The sequence below is a fragment of the uncultured Jannaschia sp. genome (assembly GCF_947494025.1).
Lineage (GTDB): Bacteria > Pseudomonadota > Alphaproteobacteria > Rhodobacterales > Rhodobacteraceae > Jannaschia.
Genome location: NZ_CANLTQ010000002.1, coordinates 361,923 through 384,751, shown reverse-complemented (window position 1 = coordinate 384,751; position 22,829 = coordinate 361,923). Strand labels below are relative to the sequence as shown.

Below are 22,829 nucleotides of genomic sequence, written 5' to 3'. Positions count from 1 at the left end.
CGAAAATCTTCGTCCCGACCGTCACCGCGGCAATCCCGTCGTCCGGTGCAAACGTCCGCCGATACAGACAAAGGCGGACAATGTTACCGTAGCGATTTGAAACGATCCGGCAATGGGCGACGTACGGGCAAGCGGGACGGACCGTCTGGCGGCACCCGTGAAGGCCCGTTGACAGGTCCGGTCGACGTGAGGAAAGCTTCGGCCACGCAGGCGCCACGGGGGAGGGAATCCGGCGCGCCGACGGAACGGGGAAACGGATCGCGAGGTGGATTCCGCCGACTTTCCCGCGCATGCACCTAGGGAGGAACGAATGCAGAGAAGATTGATGCTGGCCGGCGCGACGCTGGCCCTCGCGACCGTCGCGACGGCGGCGCCGGTCCTGGCGCAGGACTACCCGTCCCGGCCGATCCAGATGATCGTGCCGTGGGGCGCCGGCGGTGGCACCGACGCTGTCGGTCGGGTCTTCGCGTCGCTTCTGCAGGAAAATCTGGGCGTGCCGGTCAATGTGGTGAACCGCACCGGCGGCTCCGGCGTGGTCGGCCACAGCGCCATCGCGAACGCTGAACCCGACGGCTACACGATCGGGGTCATGACGATCGAGATCGACATGATGCACTGGCAGGGGCTGACCGACCTGACCTACGAGAATTTCGACGTCCTGGCGCTCGTCAACGCGGATCCGGGCGGGCTCATGGTTTCCGCCGACAGCGAGTATCAGGACGCGGCCGCGCTTCTGGAGGCGATCCGGTCGGAGCCCAAGGGCACGTTCAAGGGCTCGGGTACGGGGCAGGGCGGGATCTGGCATCTCGGCCTCGCCGGCTGGCTCATGTCGGAGGGGCTGCCGCCCGATCAGGTGACCTGGGTGCCGAGCGAGGGGGCGGCACCGGGCATCACCGACATGGTTGCGGGCGGCGTCGACATCGTTCCGTCCTCGCTGGCCGAGGGGCGTGCGATGATCGAGGCGGACCGCGTCGTGCCGCTCGCTTCGATGTCGGAGGAGCGGCAGGAGGCGTTCCCGGATGTCCCCACCGTCATGGAGGCGACCGGCACGGATTACACCCACGCCGTCTGGCGTGCCATCGCGGCGCCCGACGGCCTCCCCGAGGAAGTGCACGACCGGCTCGAATCCGCGATCAAGGCGGCCTACGAGAGCGAGGAATACCAGACCTTCATGCAGGACCGAGGCTTCGGCCTGCGCTGGGCCGGTTCGGAGGAGGCGACGGAGATCGTCGCGGCCGACGACGAAAGCCTCGGCGCGGTGATGAAGGAGGCCGGGCTTGCCGCCGAGTGACGGCGGCCCTTCGACCGGGCGCCCGGCGTGAAGTTCAACGATTCGGCGCTGGGGCTGATCCTGATCCTGGCGGCCATCGCGATCCGCTGGTCGGCGGAGGGCTTTTCCCGCCTGCCGAACCAGTCCTACGGCTCCGAGACCATGCCGATCGCGCTCTCCGCGCTGGCGCTGGGGCTCGGCGCCTACATGGTGGGGCAGGGTGTCGTCGCGCGCGACGGCCTGCCCCGCGCGCGGCCGGCCGACTGGGTCCGGCTGCCGGGCGCGGTGCCTCGCGTCGCGCTCGCGCTCGGGCTGGTGGTGGGCTACATCGCGCTCGCCGGGCGGCTCGGTTTCGTGCCCGTCTCCGTGGCGATCCTGCTCGCGCTGATGCTCGCGACGCGGGTCCGGTGGTGGGTGGCGCTGCCGGTCGCGGCGCTCGCCACCCTCGTCATCCAGCAGGCCTTCGGGCGCCTGCTCCTCGTGCCGCTGCCGCGCTCGGGCGCGCTCGGCTTTCTCTGGTAGGCGCGCATGTCGGTCATGGCCGAGGCATTCGGACTCGTCTTCCAGCCCTTCGTTCTTCTCGTGATCCTCGCTTCCGCGGCGTTCGGCATGTTCGTCGGCGCGATCCCCGGGCTGACGGCGACGATGGCGACCGCGCTTCTCGTTCCAATCACCTTCTTCATGGATCCGGTCCCGGCCATCGCGGCGATCGTGACGGCCACCGCGATGGCGATCTTCGCGGGCGACATTCCGGGGGCGCTGCTCCGGATGCCCGGCACGCCCGCGAGCGCCGCCTATGTGGAGGACGCCTACGCGATGACGCGGGCCGGACGGTCGGAGGAGGCGCTCGGCGCCGCGCTCGTCTTCTCGGCCATCGGGGGCATCTTCGGGACGATCGTGCTGATGACGCTGTCGCCGGTCCTGGCCGAGATCGCGCTCCGGTTTTCGTCCTTCGAGTATTTCTGGCTCGTCGTGCTCGGCCTGTCCTGCGCGATCTTCGTGTCGCCGGGCTCCGTCGCGCGGGGGCTCGTCGCGCTCCTCATCGGGCTCTTCGCGGCAACGGTGGGCATCGACAATCCCGCCGGTCAGCCGCGCTATACCTTCGGCAGCGTGGAGCTTTTGGCGGGCGTCCAGTTCATTCCCGCGATGATCGGCCTCTTCGCGGTCAGCGAGGTGCTGCGCAGCTTCGTCGACGCGACGCGCCGGCCGGCCATCGTGCCCGATCGGGGAAGCGGTATCTTCCGCAGCCAATGGCGGAACCTGCTCGCCTATCCCGTGCAGACCCTGCGCGGCAGCGTCCTCGGCACGGCCATCGGCGCGCTGCCGGGTGCGGGGGCCGACATCGCCGCCTGGATCTCCTACGCCGTCTCCAAGCGCTTCTCGCGCACCCCCCGGAAGTTTGGCACCGGACATGTGGAGGGGCTCGTCGAGGCGGGGGCGTCCAACAACGGCGCGGTGAGCGGCGCATGGATCCCCGCGCTCGTCTTCGGCATCCCGGGCGACTCGATCACCGCCATCGTGATCGGCGTGCTCTACATCAAAGGGCTCAATCCCGGCCCCACGATCTTCATCAACGACCCGCAGCTGATCTACGCGGTCTTTATCGTGTTCCTTCTGGCCAATGTGATCATGCTGCCGCTCGGCTGGGTGGCGATCAAGACGGCGGGCACGATCCTTGCCATTCCGCGCAACGTGCTGATGCCGATTATCCTGATGTTCTGCATTGTGGGCGCCTACGCCATCAACAACTCCGTCTTCGGGGTGGGTCTGATGCTGGTCTTCGGCGTGCTGGGCTTCCTGATGGACGAGAACGACATCCCGATCGCGCCGGCGATCCTGGGCCTCGTGCTCGGACCGATGCTGGAGCAGAACTTCATCACGTCGATGATCAAGGCCGACGGCAGCTTCCTCGCGTTCTTCGAGCGACCGATCGCGGCGGGGCTGGGCCTCTTCACCTTCGCGGTCTGGTGCATTCCCGCCGTGACCTGGGCGATGCGGCGGCGGCGGGGCTGACGCCCGCCGGTCCAGCCCGCGTCCCGGATCGGCGCGGATTTGGCAGAGGCGGTGGGATTCGAACCCACGAGACGCTTTCACGCCTGCCGGTTTTCAAGACCGGTGCCTTCGACCGCTCGGCCACACCTCCGTTCCCGTCCGGCTACACCGGTGCGCCGCATATGGAAAGGGACGACGCGCCGCCGCGCCGGTGGGGATGCGACGCGGCCACGCAGGGGCGCACACGATGAGGTCACTTGCCCTGCGGCGCCCCCTTCGGCACCCTGTTGCCGACCGTTTTCCGATGCCCGAGGGCCTATGCTCGACGCCGCCGCCCGCCGCCTGATCGACCCGCCGCTGGACCACGCGGGGCGGGCGCTCGCCGCGCGAGGCGTGGGCGCCGACGCGGTGACGCTTGCGGGCCTCGTTCTCGGGCTGGCCACCGCCGCGACCATTGCCCTCGGCGCGCCGGGCTGGGCACTTCTTCCGCTTCTTCTGTCGCGGTTGCTCGACGGGCTCGACGGGGCCGTGGCACGCGCGACGCGGCGCACCGATTTCGGCGGCTATCTCGACATCTGGTGCGATTTCGCCTTCTACGGCGCCGTGCCTTTCGCCTTCGCCCTCCTCGATCGCTCGAACGCCCTCGCGGCGGCGTTCCTTCTCCTCGCCTTCTACGTCAACGGGACGAGCTTTCTCGGCTACGCCATCCAGGCGGAAAAGCGGCTCATGGCGACGGAAAATCAGGGGCTGAAATCGTTCTACTATTCGCGCGGCCTGCTCGAAGGAACGGAGACGATCCTGTTCTTCGTCCTGCTTTGCCTCCTGCCGCGGTATTTCGTGCCGTTGACCGTCGTTTTCGGCAGCCTCTGCCTGCTCACCGCCATCGGCCGCGTCGTGCATGCCCGGACCGTCCTGTCATGAAAGCCCTGTCCATGCGTCTCGCCCTCTCTGTTGCGGCCGCCACGGCTTTCGCGGTCCCCGTCCTCGCAGCGGAAGCGCCCGATCCGTCCGACTGGCGGACCGTTGCCGAGGTGGCGCAGGGGCAGACGGTCTACTGGCATGCCTGGGGCGGCTCGACGCCGACCAACGACTTCATCGCCTGGATCGGGGACCGCGCGGCGGAGCGGGGGGTGACGCTCGAGCATGTGAAGCTCGCCGATACCGCCGACGCCGTCGGCGCGGTCGTCACCGAGCGGCAGGCGGGCCGTGACGCGGACGGATCGGTCGACCTCATCTGGATCAACGGCGCGAACTTCGCCGCGATGAAAGAGGCCGATCTGCTTTTCGGCCCCTTTGCCGAGCAACTCCCGAACTGGCGCTACGTCGATGTCGAGGGCAAGACCGTCACCACCGACTTCACCGTGCCGACCGAGGGCTACGAAAGCCCCTGGGCGATGGCGCAGCTCGTCTTCGTCTACGACAGCGCCCGCCTGCGGGAGCCGCCGCGCACCGCGCCCGAGCTGCTGGCCTGGGCCTCCGCCAATCCCGGGCGCTTCACCTATCCGCAGCCGCCGGATTTCCTCGGCACGACCTTCCTGAAGCAGATGCTGATCGAGCTCGCCCCCGACGCGGCCGCCTTGCAGAAACCGGCGGGCGACGATTACGCGGAGGTCACGGCGCCGCTCTGGAGCTTTCTCGACACCCTGACTCCGCTCCTGTGGCGGAAGGGCCGGGCCTATCCCGAAACGGGACCGCGCATGCTCCAGCTCATCAACGACGGCGAGACCGACCTCGCCTTCAGCTTCTCGCCCGGGGAGGCCTCGACCGCGATCGCGAACTTCCAGCTGCCCGAAAGCGTGCGGACCTACGTGCTGGAGGCGGGGACGATCGGCAATGCGAGCTTCGTCGCGATCCCCTACAATTCCTCCGCCAAGGAAGGCGCGATGGTCGTCGCCGACATCGTCCTGTCGCCCGAGGCGCAGGCCCGCGCGCAGGATCCGGAGGTGCTGGGCTACGGCACCGTCCTCGACCTCGCCGAACTCCCGGAGGCGCAGCGCGCGGCCTTCGACGCGCTCGACCTCGGCATCGCCACCCTGTCCCCGGAGGAGCTGGGTCAGGCCCTGCCGGAGCCGCACCCGTCCTGGGCCACGCGGCTCGCCGGGGACTGGGTCGCGCGTTACGGCGTCGCGAACTAGGGCGTGCTGCGCCCGCTGCCGCTTCTGACGGCGGGCGTGCTGGCCGGGCCGGTCGCGTTCGGCCTTCTCGGCACGGTGCTTCCGGCCTTCGGGATGCTGGTTCCGGACGCGGGAACGCCCTGGGCCGCGGCGCTCGACTGGCCGGGCTTGCCACGTGCGCTCGGCGTGGCCGTGCTGTCGGGACTGCTTTCGACGGCGGGCGCGCTCCTCATCGCCACGCTCATTCTCGCGGGCTGGCACGGGACCGGCGCCTTCGCCTGGCTCGAACGCGCGCTGTCGCCGCTCCTCGCGGTGCCGCACGCGGCCGCGGCGCTCGGGCTCGCTTTCCTTGTCGCGCCCTCGGGCTGGATCGTCCGGGTGCCGGCGACGCTTCTCGGCTGGGAGCGGGCGCCGGACCTCCTGATCCTGAACGATCCGTGGGGCCTGTCGCTCGCCGCCGGGCTCGTGGCGAAGGAGATGCCGTTCCTTCTTCTGATGATGCTCGCCGCGCTGCCGCAGGTGCAGAGCCACCGGCGCCTGCGCGTCGCGCGCTCGCTGGGGCAGGGGCGGATCGCAGGCTGGCTCAAGGCGGTGTTTCCGGGCGTCTACGCGCAGGTGCGCCTGCCGGTGCTGGTCGTGCTCGTCTTCGGGATGACCAACGTGGACGTGGCGATGATCCTCGGCCCCAACACCCCGCCGACCCTGGCCGTGCAGGTGACGCGTTGGATGACCTCGCCGGACCTGTCCCTGCGCGCCGTGGCGGCGGCAGGCGGGCTGATTTTGCTTTTCGCGACGCTCGGCGTTCTCGCGCTGTGGATGCTGGGCGAGCGAATCGTCGCGCGTGCCGGCCTTGTCTGGGTCCGCGCCGGCCGGGGCCTGCCGGAGCGTCTGTCGCGGGGCGCGGGGTTCCTTCTGGCGGCCGCCTCGTCTCTGATGGTGCTGGCCGGGCTGGCCGCGCTCGCGATCTGGTCGGTCGCGGCGCGCTGGAGTTTTCCCGACCCGATGCCCGAGGCGCTGACGGGGCGCAGTTGGGCGCGGTTCGGTCCCGACATGCTGGCCGTGGCGGGCGACACGATGGCGCTGGCGGTTCTCGCCACGCTCCTCTCCCTCGCGCTCGTCGTGGGCTGTCTGGAGGCGGAGCATCGCTTCGGCTTCGCGCCGAGCCAGCGGGCGCTGTGGCTTCTCTATCTGCCGCTCCTCGTGCCGCAGGTCGCGTTCCTGCCGGGGCTGCAGCTTCTGCCGCTCGCGCTCGGGTTCGGCCCGTCCTGGCCGCTCGTGCTCGCGGGACACGTGGTCTTCGTTCTGCCTTACGTCTTCCTTTCGCTGGCCGGCCCGTTCCGTGCCTGGGACGCGCGGATCGCCCGCGTCGCGGCGGGGATGGGCGCGTCGCGGGATCGGGTGCTCTGGCGCCTGCGACTGCCGATGCTCGCGGGACCGCTCCTGACGGCGGCGGCGATCGGGCTTGCCGTATCGGTCGGGCAATACCTGCCGACGCTGCTTCTCGGCGGTGGCCGCGTCACGACGCTCGTGACCGAGGCGGTGGCGCTCGCCTCCGGCGGAGACCGGCGGGCCGTCGGCATCTGGGGGCTGGGGCAGACGCTCGCCGCGCTGCTGCCCTTCGCGCTGGCGCTCGCCGTGCCGGCCCTGGCGTTCCGCAACAGGCGGGGGATGCGGCATGGCTGAGGGTCTGAGACTCGAACGGGTGGCAATCGTGCGGGACGATGCGACGCTCCTCGCGGTCGACGCGGCCGTGGCGCCCGGAGAGGTGCTGACGCTGATGGGACCGTCGGGATCGGGCAAGTCCACCCTCCTCGATTTCGTGATGGGCGACATGGCTCCGGGGTTCCGCGCGGAGGGCCGCGTGCGGCTCGACGGGCGCGACCTGGCCGGGCTGCCGCCCGAGGCGCGGCGCATCGGCATCCTTTATCAGGATCCGCTCCTGTTCCCGCATCTCGATGTCGGCGCGAACCTCGCCTTCGGGCTGCGCGGGGGCACGCGGGCGGAGCGCCGGGCGGAAGTCGCGGCGGCACTGGCCGAGGTCGGGCTCGCGGGCTACGCGAACCGCGACCCGGCCACGCTTTCGGGCGGGCAGGCGGCGCGGGTGGCGCTGATGCGGGTGCTGCTGGCAGGACCGCGCGCGCTGCTTCTCGATGAGCCGTTCTCCAAGCTCGACGCGGAACGCCGTGCGCAGATGCGCGACCTCGTCTTCTCACGCGTGCGGCGGGCGGGCGTGCCGGTGCTGCTGGTCACGCACGATGCGGCGGATGCCGAGGCGGCAGGGGGCGAGGTGGTGCGCCTCTAGCAGAAAGCCGGCGGGGCGGTATTGCGGGATCGTATTGCCCCCGCGAGCGAAGGCCGCCCCGTTGCATCGCGGGAACGTCGTCGAAGCGATCTAACGCCGCCGCCGCTTGCGCCCCTCTCCGGCGGTGTTGAAGCTGGGCTCCGGCAGCGTGTCCAGATGCGGGAACGGGTCGGTGGCGTGGGGAATCGCGTTGGCGGCGACGAAATGCTCCTGGAAGCGGGGGGCGACGGCGGTCTCGACCTTCTCGATCCGTCGCACCAGCCCCTCGATATGCCGCCGGGCCGCACGCGAGCAGAGCGCCATCCGCGCGCCGTGTCCGGCCGCGTTGCCGGCCGAGGCGACAGCGGAGAGTTCGGCATCGGGAATCATGCCGAGCACCATCGCGTGCCGCGGGGAGATATGCGCGCCGAAGGCCCCGGCGAGCGTCACCCGGTCGACCTTGTCCACCCCGAGTTCGTCCATCAGAAGCCGCGCGCCCGCATAGAGCGCCGACTTGGCGAGCTGGATCGCGCGGATGTCGTTCTGCGTCACGAGGATACGGCGGTCGCCCGACGCGCTTTCCCAGATGCGGAAGGCATGGGTCCGCCCGGAGCTTTCGCAGCGGTCGGTGCCGACCTGCGCGGCCGAGCCGATCAGGCCGGAGCGGTCGAGGATGCCGGCCATCCGCATCTCCGCCACCGCTTCGATGATGCCCGAGCCGCAGATACCGGTGATGCCGTCCTCGCCCACGGCCTCGGCGAAGGCCGGATCGTCGGACCAGAGGTCGGAGCCGATGACGCGGAAGCGCGGCACCTTCGTCGCGGGGTCGATTTCGACGCGCTCGATCGCGCCGGGCGCCGCCCGCTGCCCCGCGCTGATCTGCGCGCCCTCGAAGGCCGGGCCGGTGGGCGAGGAGCAGGCGAGCAGGCGCTCGCGGTTGCCGAGCAGGATCTCCGCATTGGTGCCGACATCGACCACGAGGGTCAGCGGCTCCGCCTGGTCGGGCGCCTCGGCGAGCGCGACGGCGGCGGCGTCAGCGCCGACATGGCCCGCGATACAGGGCAGGATGTAGACGCGCGCGCCGGGGGCGAGGGCGCCGAGGTCGAGCTCCGGCGCGCCGAGACGCACCGCATCGGCGGTGGCGAGCGCGAAGGGCGCCTGACCCAGCTCCACCGGATCCACGCCGAGGAGGAGGTGATGCATCACCGGATTTCCGACGATCACCGCCTCGACGATGTCGGCGGCGGCCAGACCGGCCTCCGCGGCGAGTTCGGTGGCGAGCCGGTCGATGGCCCCGCGCACGACGCGCGTCATCTCGACATCGCCACCCTCGTTCATCATCGCGTAGCTGACCCGGCTCATCAGATCCTCGCCAAAGCGGATCTGCGGGTTCATCACCCCGCCCGAGGCGCGGACCTCGCCGGTGCCGAGATCGCAGAGATGCGCGGCGATGGTGGTGGAGCCGAGGTCGATGGCGAGGCCCAACGGCGCCTCCGTGCGCAGCCCCGGCCAGAGCGCGGAGATGCGCCCCTCGTCGTGGTTCACCGCGACCGTCACCTGCCAGTCGCCCTGCCGCAGGACCGGCTGAAGGCGACGCAGCAGGACGAGGGGGATGTCGAGATCGTGCAGATCCCATTCGGCGGCCAAGGCGGCGCGCAGCCGTTCGAGGTCGCCGGACGGGTGATCCATGTCGGGCTCCGCCACGGTGACGAAATGCAGCCGCGTCGCCGGGTCCATGACAATGGGCTTGTCCGAGGCGGCCTTGCGGACCACCTGCCGGTGGACCTGGCTTTCGGGGGGCACGTCGATCACCACGTCCCCCTCCACCTTGGCCTGACAGCCGAGGCGGCGGCCGGGGGCGAGGCCGCGCTTCTCGTCGTAGCGCCGCTCGACCGCGTTGAACGCGGAGAGCGCGTCGGCGGCGACCGTCACGCCGAGCTTCGGGAATGCGCCCGCGCCCGGCTCCACCTGACAGCGCGAGCAGATGCCGCGGCCGCCGCAGACCGAGTCGAGATCGACGCCGAGCTGCCGCGCGGCCTGGAGCACGGGAGTGCCGTGCGCCACCCGACCGCGCTTGCCCGACGGCATGAAGATCACCTGATGGTCGCTCACGGGCCTCTCCGCATTCGTCGTGCCGTCCACGCCTGCTGCCTCAGGCCACTTGCATGGTCCAGCGGGTCAGGCCCGCCGCCGCCCGCCGCGTCGGCCACTCGAACGCGCGCCCGAGCTCTGCGCGGCCTGCGCCGCCTCGGGGAAGGTCGCGCCTTCCCTCACGGCGTCGAGGACGCGCGTGAAGCCGATCCAGCGCCCGCCGTTCGGATCGTGGTTCATCAGCATGTTGGCGGCGTTCACCGCTTCCATCTCCTGCGCGCGGATCGGGTTCATGATCGCGCTGGTCATGCCGGCGCAGATCGCCATCGGCAGGAAGGCCGCGTTGATCCCGTGCCGGTTGGGAAGGCCGAAGGAGATGTTGGACGCGCCGCAGGTCGTGTTCACCCCGAGCTCGTCGCGCAGGCGCCGGACCAGCGTGAAGACCTGATGCCCGGCCGTCGCCATCGCGCCGATCGGCATCACCAGCGGATCGACCACGATGTCGTGCGCGGGGATGCCGAAATCGGCGGCGCGCTCGACGATCTTCTTGGCCACCGCGAAGCGGACCTCCGGATCCTCGGAGATGCCGGTGTCGTCGTTGGAGATCGCCACGACGGGGACGTTGTACTTCTTGACGAGCGGCAGGACGAGCTCCAGCCGCTCCTCCTCGCCCGTCACGGAATTGAGGAGCGGGCGGCCCTCGGCCATCTCCAGCCCCTTCTCGAGCGCACCGGGCACCGAGCTGTCGATGCAGAGCGGCACATCGACGAGCGCCTGCACGCGGGCGACGAGCTCCGGCATCAGGATCGGCTCGACGAAGTTGTTGTCGGCGTAGCGCGGATCCTCCCCCATCTTGTTGGTGAAGACCGCACCGGAATTGATGTCGAGGACCATCGCGCCGCAGGCGACCTGCTCGATGGCGTCACGCTCCACGGTGGAGAAGTCGTCCAGCTCGAGCTCGGCGGCGAGCTTCTTGCGCCCCGTGGGGTTGATGCGTTCGCCGATGACGCAGAACGGCTCGTCGAAGCCGATGGTGACGGTCTTCGTCTTCGATTCCAGTACGGTGCGCGTCATTCGCGGTCCTTCGTGTGGGTGGCAAGCCAGTCGGCGGATGTCCTGATCCCGCCCAGCGGGAAGACATGGACGGATTCGATGCTGAAGTCGGGATGCGCCGCCTTGTGGCGGGCGAGCTCGGTCGTGAAATCGACAGGCTCGTAGGGCAGCAGGAGCTTGCTGACATCCATCGCGCGCTTCTGCAGGACCTTCAGCGAGGGGCCGACGCCGCAGGCCACGGCAAACTTGATCAGCGTCTGCAGCTTCGCCGGTCCCGCCACGCCGATATGGACGGGCAGGTCGATGCCGGCGTCGCGGATCGCGTCGGCCCATTCGATGACGGGACGGGCCTCGAAACAGAATTGCGTGACGATGGCCATCTTCGCGTCGGTGCGCTCGGAGAACTTCTGCTTCCAGTCGAGCGCGGCGGAGACGTTCGTCATCGAGCCGTCGAGGTCGATGTCGCGGCTGCCCTCCGGGTGTCCGGCGACATGGAGGCGCTCGAACCCGTCGAAGGCGCCCGAGCCGAGAAGTTGCATCGAGGTCGCGTAGGTGCCGCGCGGCTCGGGCACGCCACCGGCGAGGATCAGGCCCTGCCGCACGTCCGCCTCGCCGCGGTAGCGGGCGATCCAGTCCGCGAGCGTGGCGCGGTCGGGAATGATGCGCGCGGGGAAATGCGGCATCGGCTCCATCCCCTCGGCGCGCAGGCGCGCGGCGGTGGCCACCATGTCCTCGACGGGCGTGCCGTCGATATGGGCGATGTAGACGCGGGTGCCGCGGGGCAGGAGGTCCGCGAAATCCTCGACCTTCTCGGCGGTGCGGGGCATGACCTCGATCGAATGGCCCCGCAGGAATTCGGCCAGCACCGCGTCCTTCGACGGGGCGTCGGCGGGCTGCGCGCGGCGGAAGCCGAGGATGCTCATGCCTCCACGCCCCCTGCCAGCGCGGCGGCGCGCAGGCGGTCGGGCGTCCATTCGGCCTCGATCGCGGCGGCCCGGGCCGCGGCCGCGTCCGCCCCGTCGCCCTCCGCCTCGCCCGCGGGCACCTTGCGCCAGTCGGCGAGGTAATCGTCGGTCCCCGACGCGCCGCTCTTCATCGCGGCGCGGTCGATCGCCTGCTCGAACCGCTCGGAGAGCGGCACCTTGGCTGCGCGCCGGCCGGAGCCCGCGATGACCTGCGCGGGAATGTCCCGCCAATAGACGACCGTGATCTGCGCCATGATGCCTCCACCCTTTCGCGTTCTGCCACCTATAGGCGGCGAAGCGTCGCCCCCGCAGCGGATTTCGACACCGCGCCGCCCGATGGCGACACGGGCGGGCATAGCCGCGCCCGGCGTCGATGACGAGGGGCCGGCGGCATCGAAGGTTTCATGTCGAAGATGAAGAATGCTTGTGGAGCAGACGATCCAGTCGCTAGGATGCCTGCAACCTGAAACATGGAGGCAAGAATGCCACCGGACGACCGGACGGACGTGTCCGGGCCCGCTATCGGTGCCCTGCGCACCGCCGGGCCCGGGGTCCGTCCAGCACACAAGGCCGTCAAGGTTCCGGACCGGCCGGATCCCGCGGAGCTCTATGCCGCGCTCGACCTCGGGACCAATTCCTGCCGGATGCTGATCGCGCAGCCCAAGGGCGCGCTGCTCCATGTGGTGGACAGCTTTTCGAAGTCGGTGCAGCTCGGCAACGGGCTGGAGACGTCGGGGCGCCTGAGCCGCGCATCGATGGCGCGCACGATCGGCGCGCTCAAGATCTGCCGCCGCAAGCTCGAGATGCACGACGTTCGCCGGATGCGCCTCGTCGCGACGGAGGCCTGCCGCCGGGCCAGCAACGCGGCCGAGTTCATCCGCCTCGTCGAGCGCGAGACCGAGCTGCCGCTGGAAATCATCAAGCCGGAGGAGGAAGCGCGGCTGGCCGTCGTTTCCTGCGCGCCGCTCGTCGCCGCCAAGACCGAGCAGCTTCTCGTGGTCGATATCGGCGGCGGCTCGACCGAGCTCGTCTGGATCGACCTGACCCGCGTGCCGCGCCACGACCGGGCCCGCGCGATCATGCGCCTCCATGCGGGGTTCGAGGGAGCACGGGACGATCCGTTCCCGCGCGCCAAGGTCGTGGACTGGATCTCCATCCCGCTGGGCGTGGCCACGCTCAAGGACCAGTTCCGTGACGTGACTGACGACGCCGCGCGCTTCGCGCTGATGTCGTGGCATTTCGAGGAATGCCTGGCCGAGTTCTCGCCCTACGCCGATGCCGAGGGCGCGGTCGATCCGGGCTTCCAGATCATCGGCACGTCGGGCACCGTGACCACGGTCGCCGCCACGCACCTGAACCTGCGTCGTTACGACCGCAACAAGGTCGACGGGTTGCGGATGACGTCGCAGCAGATCGACAAGGTCATTCGCGGCTATCTCGCGCAGGGCCCCGACGGACGGCGCAACGATCCGCGGATCGGGCGCGACCGGCACAGCCTGATCATGTCGGGCGCCGCCATCCTGCAGGCGCTTTTGCGCGTCTGGCCGACCGACCGTCTCTCGGCGGCGGATCGGGGATTACGCGAAGGTCTGCTTTATGCGCAGATGTCGGCGGACGGGGTTCTCGACGACGGGCCGTACTGAGTTGCAAGGACCGGCTTCCCAAGCGTGGCCGATCCGCCTATCTGCGCAATCATGGTCAACAAGCCCACCAACACGTCCGGCCGCGGCCGGCGCGACCTGACGGTCAAGGTCAAGACCGCACGGGGGCGCAGGCTCTCTTCGAAGCTCTGGCTCGAGCGGCAGCTGAACGATCCCTACGTGCAGCGCGCGCGGGCGGAGGGTTATCGCGGTCGGGCGGCCTACAAGATCATGGAACTCGACGACAGGTACGGCTTCCTCGTGCCCGGCGCGCGGGTCGTCGACCTGGGTTGCGCGCCCGGCGGTTGGCTGCAGGTCGCCGCGCCGCGGATCAACGCCGACTCCTCCAGCGCGAGAAAGTCGCAGGGACGCATCATCGGTATCGATCTGCAGGAAGTGGATCCGGTGCCGGGGGCGGAGATCCATCAGCTCGATTTCCTGTCCGACGGCGCCGACGCTGCGATCAAGGACTGGCTCGGCGGTCCGGCGGATGTGGTGATGTCGGACATGGCGGCGTCGAGCTCCGGCCACAAGCAGACCGACCACCTGCGGATCATCGCGCTTTGCGAGGCGGCGGCGGAACTCGCCTTCGAGGTGCTCGCGCCGGGCGGGACCTTCGTGGCGAAGGTGCTCGCCGGCGGGGCCGAGGGCGAATTGCAGAAGCAGCTGAAGCAGCGCTTCGAAAAGGTCGCGAACGTCAAGCCGGGGGCGAGCCGGTCCGATTCCTCCGAGAAGTTCGTCGTGGCGCAAGGCTTCCGCGGCTAAGGCACGTCGCGCGCGTTCGGCCCGACGATGCGCGGACCGGGACCGACCTGCGACCCATCAGCACCGGCCCGGAGCGGGCGCGGCGGCGAGACTGGCGCGGCGGACGCGCGAGAGCTACGGTTCGGGTTCGCGCGACAGGACGCGTGCGGGATGCGGAGACAGGGCGTGAACGGAATGTCCGAAGACGAGCCGGGGCGCGACGCGATCCTCACGCACGGCGTCGTCAGCAGCCGACCCGAGGACCTGCTCCACGGCAGCGGCTGGTACGTCGTCCGGGGCGTCTTGCGCGAAGCGGCGCTCCGTCTCTGGAGCGACGACGCCTTCGGACTGGCCGGCAACGTGGCGTTCCGCGCCTTGCTCGCGGTGTTCCCGTTCCTGATCTTCACCAGTTCGCTGACCGCCTTCGTGGGCGACCGGTCGATGGCCGACGGGCTCATCGACTTCCTGATCGCCATTGTTCCGCCGACGCTGGTCGAGCCGATCGTCTCCGAGGTGGAGCAGGTGATGACGGTGCAGCGCAGCGGCGTCCTGAGCCTCGGTATCCTGCTCACGGTCTGGTTCGCGGTGGGCGGCGTGGACGGGGTACGGATCGGCTTGAACCGCGCCTACGGCATCCGCGAGACACGATCGGTCATCGTGCTCTATTCGGTCATGGCCGCGGTGGTGCTCCTCGTCAGTCTCGTGCTCGTGCTGATCGGCTACATGCTGGTCCTGGCGCCACAGGCGGGATCGTGGTTGCACGAACTGATGCCGGGGTTCGATCCGGCCTCCGTCACGATCCGGCTGGTCCGTTACCCTGTCGCGGCCTTTATCCTGATCGCGACGCTGTTCGCGGCGCATGTGTTCCTGCCGGCGCGCCGCACCAAGTTCCAGAACATCTGGCCGGGCGTGATCTTCACCACGGCGGCCTGGACGATTCTGGCGGTCGTGTTCTCGTTCTACCTCAGCCATTTCGCGCGTTACGCCAGCTATTACGCCGGGCTCGCGGGCATCATCGCGACATTGTATTTCCTGTATCTCGCCGCGCTGGTCCTGATCTTCGGCGGCGAGCTCAACCGCGCCCTGCGCATCCGGCGCCTGGCGCGGGTCGTCTTCGAACGCGAGCAGAACCGCGGTCCGGGACCCGTCTGAGGCGGGCCCCCACGAAGTCAGACGTCCTTCGGCGCTTCGTTGCCGCGAATGCGCTTGTCGCGATCCTCGTCGATGGAGAAATCGTCGGCGCCGTCGGAGGGCTTGTCGTATTTCGTCTTGCCGCCCTCGGGAGATTCTTGCGCCTCGCTTTCGCCGTAGGCGTTCTCCTTCGGGTCGCCGGGGGCGTGGTTGCGGTCGGAAATGGGTTGCTGTGGGGCGTCGCGGTCGTTCATTGCAGGCTCCTGTGATCGTTACGGGTGAACGCGGGCGAGGGCGTGCGGGTTCTGCGGCATTTGCGCCGCGACGCGGTTCCGCCTAGCACGGGAGCGACACCGCGAATTCGGAGAGGCCGCATGACCCAGACGATCACCCGCGCCGGACACAGCCTCGCCTATCACGCGACGCCGGGGCGGGGGCCTGGCGTGGTGTTCCTGGGCGGCCTCCGGTCCGATATGTCGGGAACGAAGGCCGTGGCGCTTGAGGAATGGGCGCGCGCCTCGGGGCGGGCCTTTCTTCGGCTCGACTATTCGGGCCACGGCGCCTCCGGTGGCACGTTCGAGGGTGGCAGCATCGGCGACTGGTGCGCCGACGCGCTGGCCGTGATCGAGGCGGCGACGGAGGGACCGCAAGTCCTCGTGGGGTCGAGCATGGGGGGCTGGATCGCGCTCCTCGTCGCGCGGGACCGGCCGGAGCGTGTCGCGGGCCTCGTCACGATCGCGGCCGCGCCGGACTTCACGGAGGACGGCTACTGGGCGGGCTTCACGGAAAAGGAGCGGCTGGCGTTGATGACGCACGGTCGCGTCGCCGTTCCGTCGGAGTACGGCGAGCCCTTTGTCATTACCCGACACCTGATCGAGGAGGCGCGGGACCGACTGGTCTTGCGGACACCGCTCGAGCTGGGGATGCCGGTGCGAATGCTGCAGGGGACCGCCGATGACGCCGTTCCGGTGGAGACGGCGACGCGCCTGATCGCGCATGCCTCGGGCGGGGACATCCGGCTGACGCTCGTCAAGGGCGCGGACCACCGTTTCTCCGGGCCGGAAGAGCTTGCGCTGATTCGCGAAGCGGTGACGGAGGTTCTTGCGCGGGTCTGAGGCCGGACGGCCCCGGAAGCGGTCGGGCGGGCGCCGTGGGACGGATCGCCGGGGTCAGGGCCAAAGCGTCCAGATGCCCCAGAGCGCGGCGACGAAGGCAATCCACGCCAGCGCCATGACCCGGCCATCACGGGTCAGAAGGCCAAGCGAGAAGAGCAGGATCGTTCCGGCCGGGATCGAAGACGCGAAGGGCAGGAGTTCGAGCGGCGGAATCGTGCAGCACAGAAGGATGATGGCCAGCGCGACGATGCGGGTGGCGGGCGGATGTACGAGGATCGAGAGGTGATCGCCCAGATGGCGGTCGGCCCATTCCGCGGCGGGGCGGAGCTTGTCCAGCGACGTGCGGAGCTTTTCCTTCGAGACCGAGCGGTTCTCGAGGAAACCGGGCAGCCACATGTCCTCGCGTCCGAACACGATCTGCACGGCGAAGAGGCCAATAATCAGCGCGATGATCGAGGGCACGCCCGGAATGCCGCCGATGGGGGTCAGCTCGAGCGCGGCCGGTATGCCCAGAAGCGCCGCCGTGCCGCGATGCCCGAGTTCATCGTTGATCTCGCCCAGCGTGACCTCGTCCGTCCCGTTCCCCGCCTCCTTCAGCGTCGATATGATATCCGTGACCTTCGCCATCTCGCCCCCGTTGCGCGAACCCCTGAGCCAACGCGGGGTTCGGCGGATCGTTCACGTGAGAATCGGACACGATGCCTCTGGCACATCGGTCCACGAAGCTACTGGCGGGTGATCCGTCGGCTGTCGGTGGCCCCGCGCACGACGATGCCGCTGATCCCCGTGAGATCCTGCCGGGAGAAGTAGCGACCGGCAAGCACCTCGCGCGAGCGCTGCGTGCCGACCGGCTCGGGTTCGAGCGGCGCGAGAAGCTTGAAGTCGAGGACGAGCGTCGCCGGATCCGCGCGGGGCGCGTCGACCAGTTCCGCCTCCCAGTAGCCCTGCGTCGGCGGCAGGCCGACGGCGGAAACGATCAGGCCCGACGGCGTCGGCGCGGCGGAGAGCGAGACGATCCGCTCCACATTCGGGGCACCGGCGGCCAGCGCCTCGCGCATCGCGGCGTCGCGGGGCGAATCGAGGATGCGCATGGGGCTGGGGCTGGTCCGTTCGGTCCCGCCGCAACCCGCCAACGTTGCCGCAAGGGCAAGCGCCGCCGCTCCGATCCGCACCCGTCCGTCCATGCCCGCGCCCTCCTGTCGTCCGGCTTCGGGGCTAGACGATCAGACCATGTTTGGGAAGCGGGCTGGACCTTCGCGCCGGCGGACCCTAGCTCCCCTGTTGAAGGAAGGGACGCGCATGGCACAGGAACGCTTCGAGGAACTGGTCGAGACATTCGAGTTTCTCGACGACTGGGAGGACCGCTACCGCCACGTCATCGAGATGGGGCGGGCCTTCCCGCCGCTCGACCCCGCCCTGAAGGTGCCGGCGACGAAGGTCGAGGGCTGTGCCAGCCAGGTCTGGCTGCATCCCCGGATCGAAGGCGAGGGGGCCGGGGCGCGGTTCGAGTTCGGCGGCGAAAGCGATGCGATGATCGTGCAGGGACTGATCGCGATCCTGCACGACCTCTATGGCGGGCTCACGCTGTCGGAGGTCGGCGCGGTGGACGCGCCGGCCGAGCTGGCGCGGCTGGGCCTCGACGATCACCTGTCCTCGCAGCGCTCCAACGGGCTGCGCGCCATGGTCCGCCGCATCCGCGAGGTCGCAGCAGCCACCGAAGCCGGCTAAGACGCGCGGCCGTGGTGCCGGATCGGGTTCTGACAGCCGCCCGCGGCAGCGTCAGGATGGGACGGGTCGCGCACTCCGAGCGCGGCAAGAAATTCCGTCCTTGCCCAGACCCGGAAGAGCAAGCTTCCCGGGATCACCCTCATCATCGGCGTGACGCTCTTCGCATCGGCGTTCGTGAACGACACAGCTGTCGTCCTCCGGTGTGCGGCTGCGGCCGGACGACAAGCATCTTCTCGAAGGCTGCGTCGCGGATCCGGAACCGCTTGCGAAGTCCGGCAACGTCGTGGCGACCGCCACGCTCGGCGGTCGGGCGTTCCAGCAGTGGCAGGCCCCGGTCGCGATTCTCGCGTTTCTGGCGATCGTCGGCCCGGCCGCGCTCGGCAACGAACCTGAACGTCGAGATTACCTCGATCGCGATGATCTGCATCGTGTTTCCCTTGCGGCAAAAAAAAGCCGGGCATCAAGCCCGGCCTAAGTCCAACAGGGAGGTGAAGTCGGCGCCTGAGCGCGTCCTTCAATTGAAGAATTATTCCGCCACCCCGGGCCGGGCAAGGTTCAGACAGGAGATCGTTTTGCAACGCCGTCATGCAATTAGCGCATGGCTTCGTCCTATTGGGCGGCGATCTGCCGGGCTCGTCGATAGGCGACGACCTCTTCGACGACGAAGTCGCGAAAAGCCTGCACCCGCCGTGAGCCGCGTAGCTCTTCGGGAAAAGCGAGAAAGACCGGCACTTCGTTCGATTCGACTTCCGGCAGGACGCGGACGAGTTGCGGGAAGTCCTGTTGCAGGTAGTCAGGCAGCACACCGATGCCGAGGTCGCTCACGACGCTCTGCAGGACGCCGAAATAGTTGTTCACAGTCAGGGTGCGCTCGACCGCGTAGGTCATGAGTTCCCGGACCAGCATCGCGCCGGCGCTCACCTGCGTCGCGCCCTGCGCCTGACAGATGAGCCGGTGTTGGGTCATGTCTTTCATCCGCCGCGGCATGCCGTTGGCCTCGATATAGGCCGGCGAGGCGAAAAGTTGCATGCGGATGTCCATGAGCCGCTTGCGCACGAGATCGGCTTGGCTCGGCTCCTTCATGCGGATCGCGATGTCGGCCTCGCGCATCGGCAGGTCGAGCACGCGCTCCTCCAGCATCAGGTCGATGCTGAGGTCGGGGTAGTTCGCATAAAGCTTCCGCAGCCGCGGGGCGAGCCAGATCGAACCGAAACCGATCGTCGTCGTCACGCGGAGATTGCCGAAAACCTCCTCCTCCGTGTCGCGGATACGTGCCGAGGCCGCGTCGAGCCGCTTCGACATCGCCTGCGTGGCGTCGAACAGCAGCTCGCCCTGTTCGGTCAGGATGAGCCCTCGTGCGTGCCGATGGAACAGCGTCGTCTCCAGGCTTTCCTCAAGCGCGCGGATCTGACGACTCACGGCCGATTGCGACAAGTGCAGGACGTCGCCGGCATGGGTCAGCGAACCCGCGTCGGCAACCGCATGAAAGATCCGCAGCTTGTCCCAATCCATCCTGTCGTCCTCGATCCGATCCCGGCCACCATCGCTTATATAGGAAAGCGAAGACTAATTCTCTCCGAAGAATTCTCACGGGGCAGGCTCGTAACCTGTGCTGTCCGCAGCGTGACGCAAGGCCCTCCAGCCTTCACGTTTCCCTGAACGATCATTCCTTGTCCGAAGAGTGTGCCGTGACCGCGCGCATCATGACGATGCAAGTCTGCCTCGTATTCATCCAGGAGATGAAGAACCGGCGCGCGTATCCTCAACCAGCCGGTGCGCGTATCCTCAACCAGCGGGATGAAGGATCGATTCGTGCCACGGGTCCGGAAGGGGACCCGGGTGCGGATCAACCTTTCCGTATGCGGAAGCGTTGGCCTTCCACGCCCAGGAACTCGTGTCCGCCTTCGGCGCAGAAATGCGGCACGTCGACAAGCGCGGCCGGATCGTCGGCCAGCAGATGCACCTCCGCGCCCGGGGGCAGCGGCTGCATCCGCTTGCGCAGTCGCAGTACCGGCAGCGGGCAGAGTAGCCCGAGCGCGTCCACTTCCATGTCCATGCTAAAAATTCCTGAAACCCGTCCCGCTATCTGCCATCGTGGCAGGAGACGAGGCAAGCCATGACCGCAGACGACCCCAAGACGATACGCCGCCGGAAAGTGCTCTACATCCCCGGCTTCGACCCGTTCCCGCCTCGGCGCTATCGGGAGCTCTATCGCCGGGAGGGGGCGGAGCAAGCGCGGCTGTCGGGCTACGCGCTGCGCCTGTCCGCGGGATCGAACGTCCGCAGCTGGCAGGTCGATGCCCAGATCGAGGGCGTTCGGACGCGGACCGATTTCGAGGTTCTGGTCTGGTCCGACCTTGTTGCCGAGGGCATGTCGACGTCGATCCTCGGAACCTACGCCACGCTCTTGCGCACGGCGTGGATATACCTCCGCTCGGGGGCAATTCGCCGATTGATGCGTTTGCGCAAGGGACCGATGATCGCGGTGGCCTACTCGACCGTGGTTTTGATCCTGCAATTGGCCTTCGCCGGCGTGATCGCCGTCCTGGCCTGGTGGGCCTGTGCCGTGATGGCCGGCGGCTATGTCGGGCAGGCGCTCGGCGTCGCGGCCGGGCTTGTCACCGGCTGGGTTACGCTTCGGTGGTTCAAGGCGCGCGACAACCGGATCCTCGCCCATTACCTCCTGCATGATTATGCCTACATGGCCCGACGAAAGGGCGCCTATCCGGCCGGGTTCGAGACGCGACTGGCCGCCTTCGCGGATCGTGTCGCGGCCACCTGCGCGACGGACGCGGAGGAGGTGCTCGTCGTCGGGCATTCCGCAGGCGTGCATATCGGCATCTCCGTCTTGGCCGATTTGATCCGCGCGAACCGCATTCCGGACAATCGCTGCGCGTTCTTGAGCCTCGGACAGGTCGTCCCGATGGTGAGCTTTCTGCCCAATGCCCAAAGGTTGCGGGACGATCTTCACCTCATGGGCGGTCAGACCCTTGTTCCGTGGGTCGACGTGTCCGCTCCGGGTGATGGCTGCACCTTCGCGCTCTGCGATCCCGTCGCGATCTCGGGTCAGACCCCCCGGGTGCGGACCGGGCCGCGCATCCTTTCGGCGGCGTTCTCGCGAACTCTGACGCCGGCCAAGCAAAAAAGCCTCCGTCGGCGTTTCTTCCGCAAGCACTTTCAGTATCTCTGTGCCTTCGACAACCTCGCGGGGCGGCCCGGCGAATACGACTATTTCCGCGTGACGGCGGGGCCGAAGCGGCTCGCAGATCGTTTCGCCGGACGCGAAGATAGCCCCTCCACGCTGCGCGACCCCGACCGGCGCGCCGCCCGGCGCGCCGCATGATCCCACCGAAACCGTCGTCGCGCTTGGGTCGTGCCGGATGGCTGCGCTACCTGCGCTTGTTCCGCAGGGACATCCTGTCGGCGCAACCGGCTCATCTTTACCGAGCCTGGATGGCGGAGTACCGGACACCGTTCTTCCGAAGCTACATGATGAACGATCCGCAGCTCGTTGATCTCGTTCTGAAGGGCCGGCTGGCAGATTTTCCGAAATCGGCACGCGTGACCGAGGGGCTGGCCCCGATGCTGGGCCGGTCCGTCTTCGTGACGAACGGCGCGGAATGGGCGCGGCAACGGCGGATCATCGACCCGGCCTTCGCGGGCGGCGAAGTCCGGCAGGCGTTTCCGGCGATCCGCGCGGCGGCGGAGGCGATGGTCGCGCGACTGTCGGACGGCGTCTGGGAAATCGAGGCGGAGACGAGCCGGGCGGCGGCGGACGCGATTTTCCGCACGCTTTTCTCCGTACCGATCGAGGACCGGCTGGCGACCGAGGTCTTCCAAGCCTTTCGCGTCTACCAGCGGGCGCAACCGCTTCTGAACCTTGCGGCTTTCCTGCGCCTGCCGGTCTGGATGCCGCGCCTGCACCGTCCCCGCGCCCGGGCGGCGGCACGGGCGATCCGCGGGGCAGTGGCGGCGCTCGTCGCCCGGCGCGCCCGAGAAATCGCGACGGGCCACGCGCCAGACGATCTGGCGACCCGCATCATGACCTATGTCGATCCGGAAACGGGAACGCCGTTCACCGAGGCGGAGATGGTCGATCAGGTTGCGATCTTCTTTCTCGCCGGGCACGAGACTTCCGCCGCGGCGCTGGCTTGGTCGCTGTATTTGCTCGCCCGTGATCCGGGGGCGCGGAAACGGGTGCGGAACGAAGGCGATTGCCGGGTCTTTTCCGACCTGTCCAGCCATGCCTTCACGCGCGACGTCGTGCGCGAAACCCTGCGCCTCTATCCGCCGGTGCCGATGATGGTGCGTGAAACCGTGAGGGCCGAGACCTTTCGCGGTCGCCCCGCGCCCAAGGGGGCGCAGATCGTGCTGAGCCCGTGGCACCTGCACCGGCACGAACGGATCTGGGAGTCGCCGGACGCGTTCGACCCGGATCGCTGGCGGCGGGCGGAGACGAAGAGGGCGGCGCGGCAAGCGTTCCTGCCATTCAGCGCGGGACCGCGCGTTTGCCCCGGTGCGGGGTTCGCGATGGCCGAGCTCGTCGTGATGGTCGCGGCGGTCGTGGACGCGTTCGAGCTTTCGCCGGACGGGCCGCCGCCCGTCCCGGTGGCTCATTTGACGGTACGGTCGCGGGACGGGATCCAGCTCAAGCTCCGGCGGATCCACTCGGGGCGAACGGCGGATTGAGTATTTCGGCCAAGAT

General features: G+C 68.9%; 24 protein-coding genes and 1 tRNA gene. 15 read left to right on the top strand and 10 right to left on the bottom strand.

The genetic code is table 11. From position 1 onward, the window contains the following. Positions 1-310: 310 nt before the first annotated feature. Genes Q1B08_RS05545 through Q1B08_RS05535 form a run of 3 tightly spaced genes read left to right on the top strand, consistent with a single transcriptional unit; the run spans position 311 to position 3,283 of the window. Positions 311-1,291, top strand: a complete 981-nt coding sequence (locus Q1B08_RS05545) for a tripartite tricarboxylate transporter substrate binding protein (RefSeq protein WP_299815970.1) — start codon at positions 311-313, stop codon at positions 1,289-1,291. A gap of 27 nt (positions 1,292-1,318) precedes the next feature. After that, the gene (locus Q1B08_RS05540; RefSeq protein ID WP_299815967.1) at positions 1,319-1,792 is read left to right on the top strand and encodes a tripartite tricarboxylate transporter TctB family protein; all 474 of its coding nucleotides are present in this window, start codon (positions 1,319-1,321) and stop codon (positions 1,790-1,792) included. Between the two features lie 15 nt (positions 1,793-1,807). Continuing rightward, complete coding sequence (locus tag Q1B08_RS05535) at positions 1,808-3,283, top strand: tripartite tricarboxylate transporter permease (protein WP_299815964.1); 1,476 nt, start codon at positions 1,808-1,810, stop codon at positions 3,281-3,283. A gap of 40 nt (positions 3,284-3,323) precedes the next feature. Here Q1B08_RS05535 and Q1B08_RS05530 read toward each other — a convergent pair. Beyond that, positions 3,324-3,413, bottom strand: a tRNA-Ser gene (locus tag Q1B08_RS05530). Between the two features lie 167 nt (positions 3,414-3,580). Between Q1B08_RS05530 and Q1B08_RS05525 the strand changes: the two genes are divergently transcribed. From Q1B08_RS05525 to Q1B08_RS05510, 4 genes are read left to right on the top strand one after another with little or no spacing between them, the layout of a single operon-like run. Continuing rightward, positions 3,581-4,183: a CDP-alcohol phosphatidyltransferase family protein gene (locus tag Q1B08_RS05525; RefSeq protein ID WP_299815961.1), complete on the top strand. Its 603-nt coding sequence runs from the start codon at positions 3,581-3,583 to the stop codon at positions 4,181-4,183. Positions 4,184-4,194: 11 nt separating this feature from the next. Then, entirely contained in the window at positions 4,195-5,397 is a 1,203-nt protein-coding gene (locus Q1B08_RS05520; protein WP_299816361.1) for an ABC transporter substrate-binding protein, read from the top strand. 3 nt (positions 5,398-5,400) lie between these two features. Continuing rightward, positions 5,401-7,059 (top strand): ABC transporter permease subunit, encoded by a 1,659-nt coding sequence (locus tag Q1B08_RS05515; RefSeq protein ID WP_299815958.1) that lies wholly within the window; start codon positions 5,401-5,403, stop codon positions 7,057-7,059. After that, positions 7,052-7,678 carry an ATP-binding cassette domain-containing protein gene (locus Q1B08_RS05510; protein WP_299815955.1) on the top strand — a complete coding sequence of 209 codons (627 nt, stop codon included), beginning with the start codon at positions 7,052-7,054 and terminating at the stop codon, positions 7,676-7,678. The genes Q1B08_RS05515 and Q1B08_RS05510 overlap by 8 nt, the downstream gene beginning before the upstream one ends. 90 nt (positions 7,679-7,768) lie before the next feature. Here the strand turns inward: Q1B08_RS05510 and Q1B08_RS05505 are convergent, their stop codons facing one another. From Q1B08_RS05505 to Q1B08_RS05490, 4 genes are all read right to left on the bottom strand, one after another. Then, on the bottom strand, positions 7,769-9,769 hold the full coding sequence (locus tag Q1B08_RS05505) for an ASKHA domain-containing protein (protein WP_299815952.1): 2,001 nt from the start codon (positions 9,767-9,769) through the stop codon (positions 7,769-7,771). 66 nt (positions 9,770-9,835) lie between these two features. Beyond that, the gene (locus Q1B08_RS05500) at positions 9,836-10,822 is read right to left on the bottom strand and encodes a methyltetrahydrofolate cobalamin methyltransferase (RefSeq protein ID WP_299815950.1); all 987 of its coding nucleotides are present in this window, start codon (positions 10,820-10,822) and stop codon (positions 9,836-9,838) included. Continuing rightward, positions 10,819-11,724, bottom strand: a complete 906-nt coding sequence (locus Q1B08_RS05495) for a methylenetetrahydrofolate reductase (protein WP_299815947.1) — start codon at positions 11,722-11,724, stop codon at positions 10,819-10,821. The genes Q1B08_RS05500 and Q1B08_RS05495 overlap by 4 nt, the downstream gene beginning before the upstream one ends. Continuing rightward, positions 11,721-12,020 carry a virulence factor gene (locus tag Q1B08_RS05490; RefSeq protein WP_299815944.1) on the bottom strand — a complete coding sequence of 100 codons (300 nt, stop codon included), beginning with the start codon at positions 12,018-12,020 and terminating at the stop codon, positions 11,721-11,723. Before Q1B08_RS05490 ends, Q1B08_RS05495 begins: the two co-directional genes overlap by 4 nt. Before the next feature lie 228 nt (positions 12,021-12,248). Between Q1B08_RS05490 and Q1B08_RS05485 the strand changes: the two genes are divergently transcribed. The 3 genes from Q1B08_RS05485 to Q1B08_RS05475 all read left to right on the top strand — a co-directional run bounded on the left by Q1B08_RS05485 (position 12,249) and on the right by Q1B08_RS05475 (position 15,302). Continuing rightward, positions 12,249-13,409, top strand: a complete 1,161-nt coding sequence (locus Q1B08_RS05485) for a Ppx/GppA phosphatase family protein (RefSeq protein WP_299815941.1) — start codon at positions 12,249-12,251, stop codon at positions 13,407-13,409. Positions 13,410-13,460: 51 nt separating this feature from the next. Next, the gene (locus Q1B08_RS05480) at positions 13,461-14,171 is read left to right on the top strand and encodes an RlmE family RNA methyltransferase (protein WP_299816359.1); all 711 of its coding nucleotides are present in this window, start codon (positions 13,461-13,463) and stop codon (positions 14,169-14,171) included. Between the two features lie 174 nt (positions 14,172-14,345). Continuing rightward, a complete protein-coding gene (locus Q1B08_RS05475; RefSeq protein WP_299816358.1) occupies positions 14,346-15,302 on the top strand; it encodes a YihY/virulence factor BrkB family protein in 957 nt (318 codons plus the stop codon). 17 nt (positions 15,303-15,319) lie between these two features. On the opposite strand, the gene Q1B08_RS05470 is transcribed toward Q1B08_RS05475, so the two are convergent. Next, entirely contained in the window at positions 15,320-15,535 is a 216-nt protein-coding gene (locus Q1B08_RS05470) for a hypothetical protein (protein WP_299815938.1), read from the bottom strand. Between the two features lie 120 nt (positions 15,536-15,655). Here Q1B08_RS05470 and Q1B08_RS05465 point away from each other — a divergent pair, with 120 nt between their 5' ends. After that, positions 15,656-16,396 carry an alpha/beta hydrolase gene (locus Q1B08_RS05465; RefSeq protein WP_299815935.1) on the top strand — a complete coding sequence of 247 codons (741 nt, stop codon included), beginning with the start codon at positions 15,656-15,658 and terminating at the stop codon, positions 16,394-16,396. 54 nt (positions 16,397-16,450) lie between these two features. Here the strand turns inward: Q1B08_RS05465 and Q1B08_RS05460 are convergent, their stop codons facing one another. Both Q1B08_RS05460 and Q1B08_RS05455 read right to left on the bottom strand, forming a co-directional pair. Next, positions 16,451-17,023, bottom strand: a complete 573-nt coding sequence (locus Q1B08_RS05460; RefSeq protein ID WP_299815932.1) for an exopolysaccharide biosynthesis protein — start codon at positions 17,021-17,023, stop codon at positions 16,451-16,453. 98 nt (positions 17,024-17,121) lie between these two features. Next, positions 17,122-17,580, bottom strand: a complete 459-nt coding sequence (locus tag Q1B08_RS05455) for a hypothetical protein (RefSeq protein WP_299815929.1) — start codon at positions 17,578-17,580, stop codon at positions 17,122-17,124. Positions 17,581-17,695: 115 nt separating this feature from the next. Between Q1B08_RS05455 and Q1B08_RS05450 the strand changes: the two genes are divergently transcribed. Both Q1B08_RS05450 and Q1B08_RS05445 read left to right on the top strand, forming a co-directional pair. After that, positions 17,696-18,124 (top strand): SufE family protein, encoded by a 429-nt coding sequence (locus tag Q1B08_RS05450; protein WP_299815926.1) that lies wholly within the window; start codon positions 17,696-17,698, stop codon positions 18,122-18,124. 202 nt (positions 18,125-18,326) lie between these two features. Further along, entirely contained in the window at positions 18,327-18,599 is a 273-nt protein-coding gene (locus tag Q1B08_RS05445) for a hypothetical protein (RefSeq protein ID WP_299815923.1), read from the top strand. A 134-nt stretch (positions 18,600-18,733) separates the two neighbouring features. Here Q1B08_RS05445 and Q1B08_RS05440 read toward each other — a convergent pair whose 3' ends face one another. Continuing rightward, on the bottom strand, positions 18,734-19,636 hold the full coding sequence (locus Q1B08_RS05440; RefSeq protein WP_299815920.1) for a LysR family transcriptional regulator: 903 nt from the start codon (positions 19,634-19,636) through the stop codon (positions 18,734-18,736). A 334-nt stretch (positions 19,637-19,970) separates the two neighbouring features. Then, a complete protein-coding gene (locus tag Q1B08_RS05435; RefSeq protein WP_299816356.1) occupies positions 19,971-20,174 on the bottom strand; it encodes a sulfurtransferase TusA family protein in 204 nt (67 codons plus the stop codon). Between the two features lie 66 nt (positions 20,175-20,240). On the opposite strand from Q1B08_RS05435, the gene Q1B08_RS05430 reads away from it, so the two are divergent. Further along, positions 20,241-21,467, top strand: a complete 1,227-nt coding sequence (locus Q1B08_RS05430) for a hypothetical protein (protein ID WP_299815917.1) — start codon at positions 20,241-20,243, stop codon at positions 21,465-21,467. Continuing rightward, on the top strand, positions 21,464-22,813 hold the full coding sequence (locus Q1B08_RS05425) for a cytochrome P450 (RefSeq protein WP_299815914.1): 1,350 nt from the start codon (positions 21,464-21,466) through the stop codon (positions 22,811-22,813). The genes Q1B08_RS05430 and Q1B08_RS05425 overlap by 4 nt, the downstream gene beginning before the upstream one ends. The last annotated feature ends 16 nt before the right edge of the window (positions 22,814-22,829 follow it).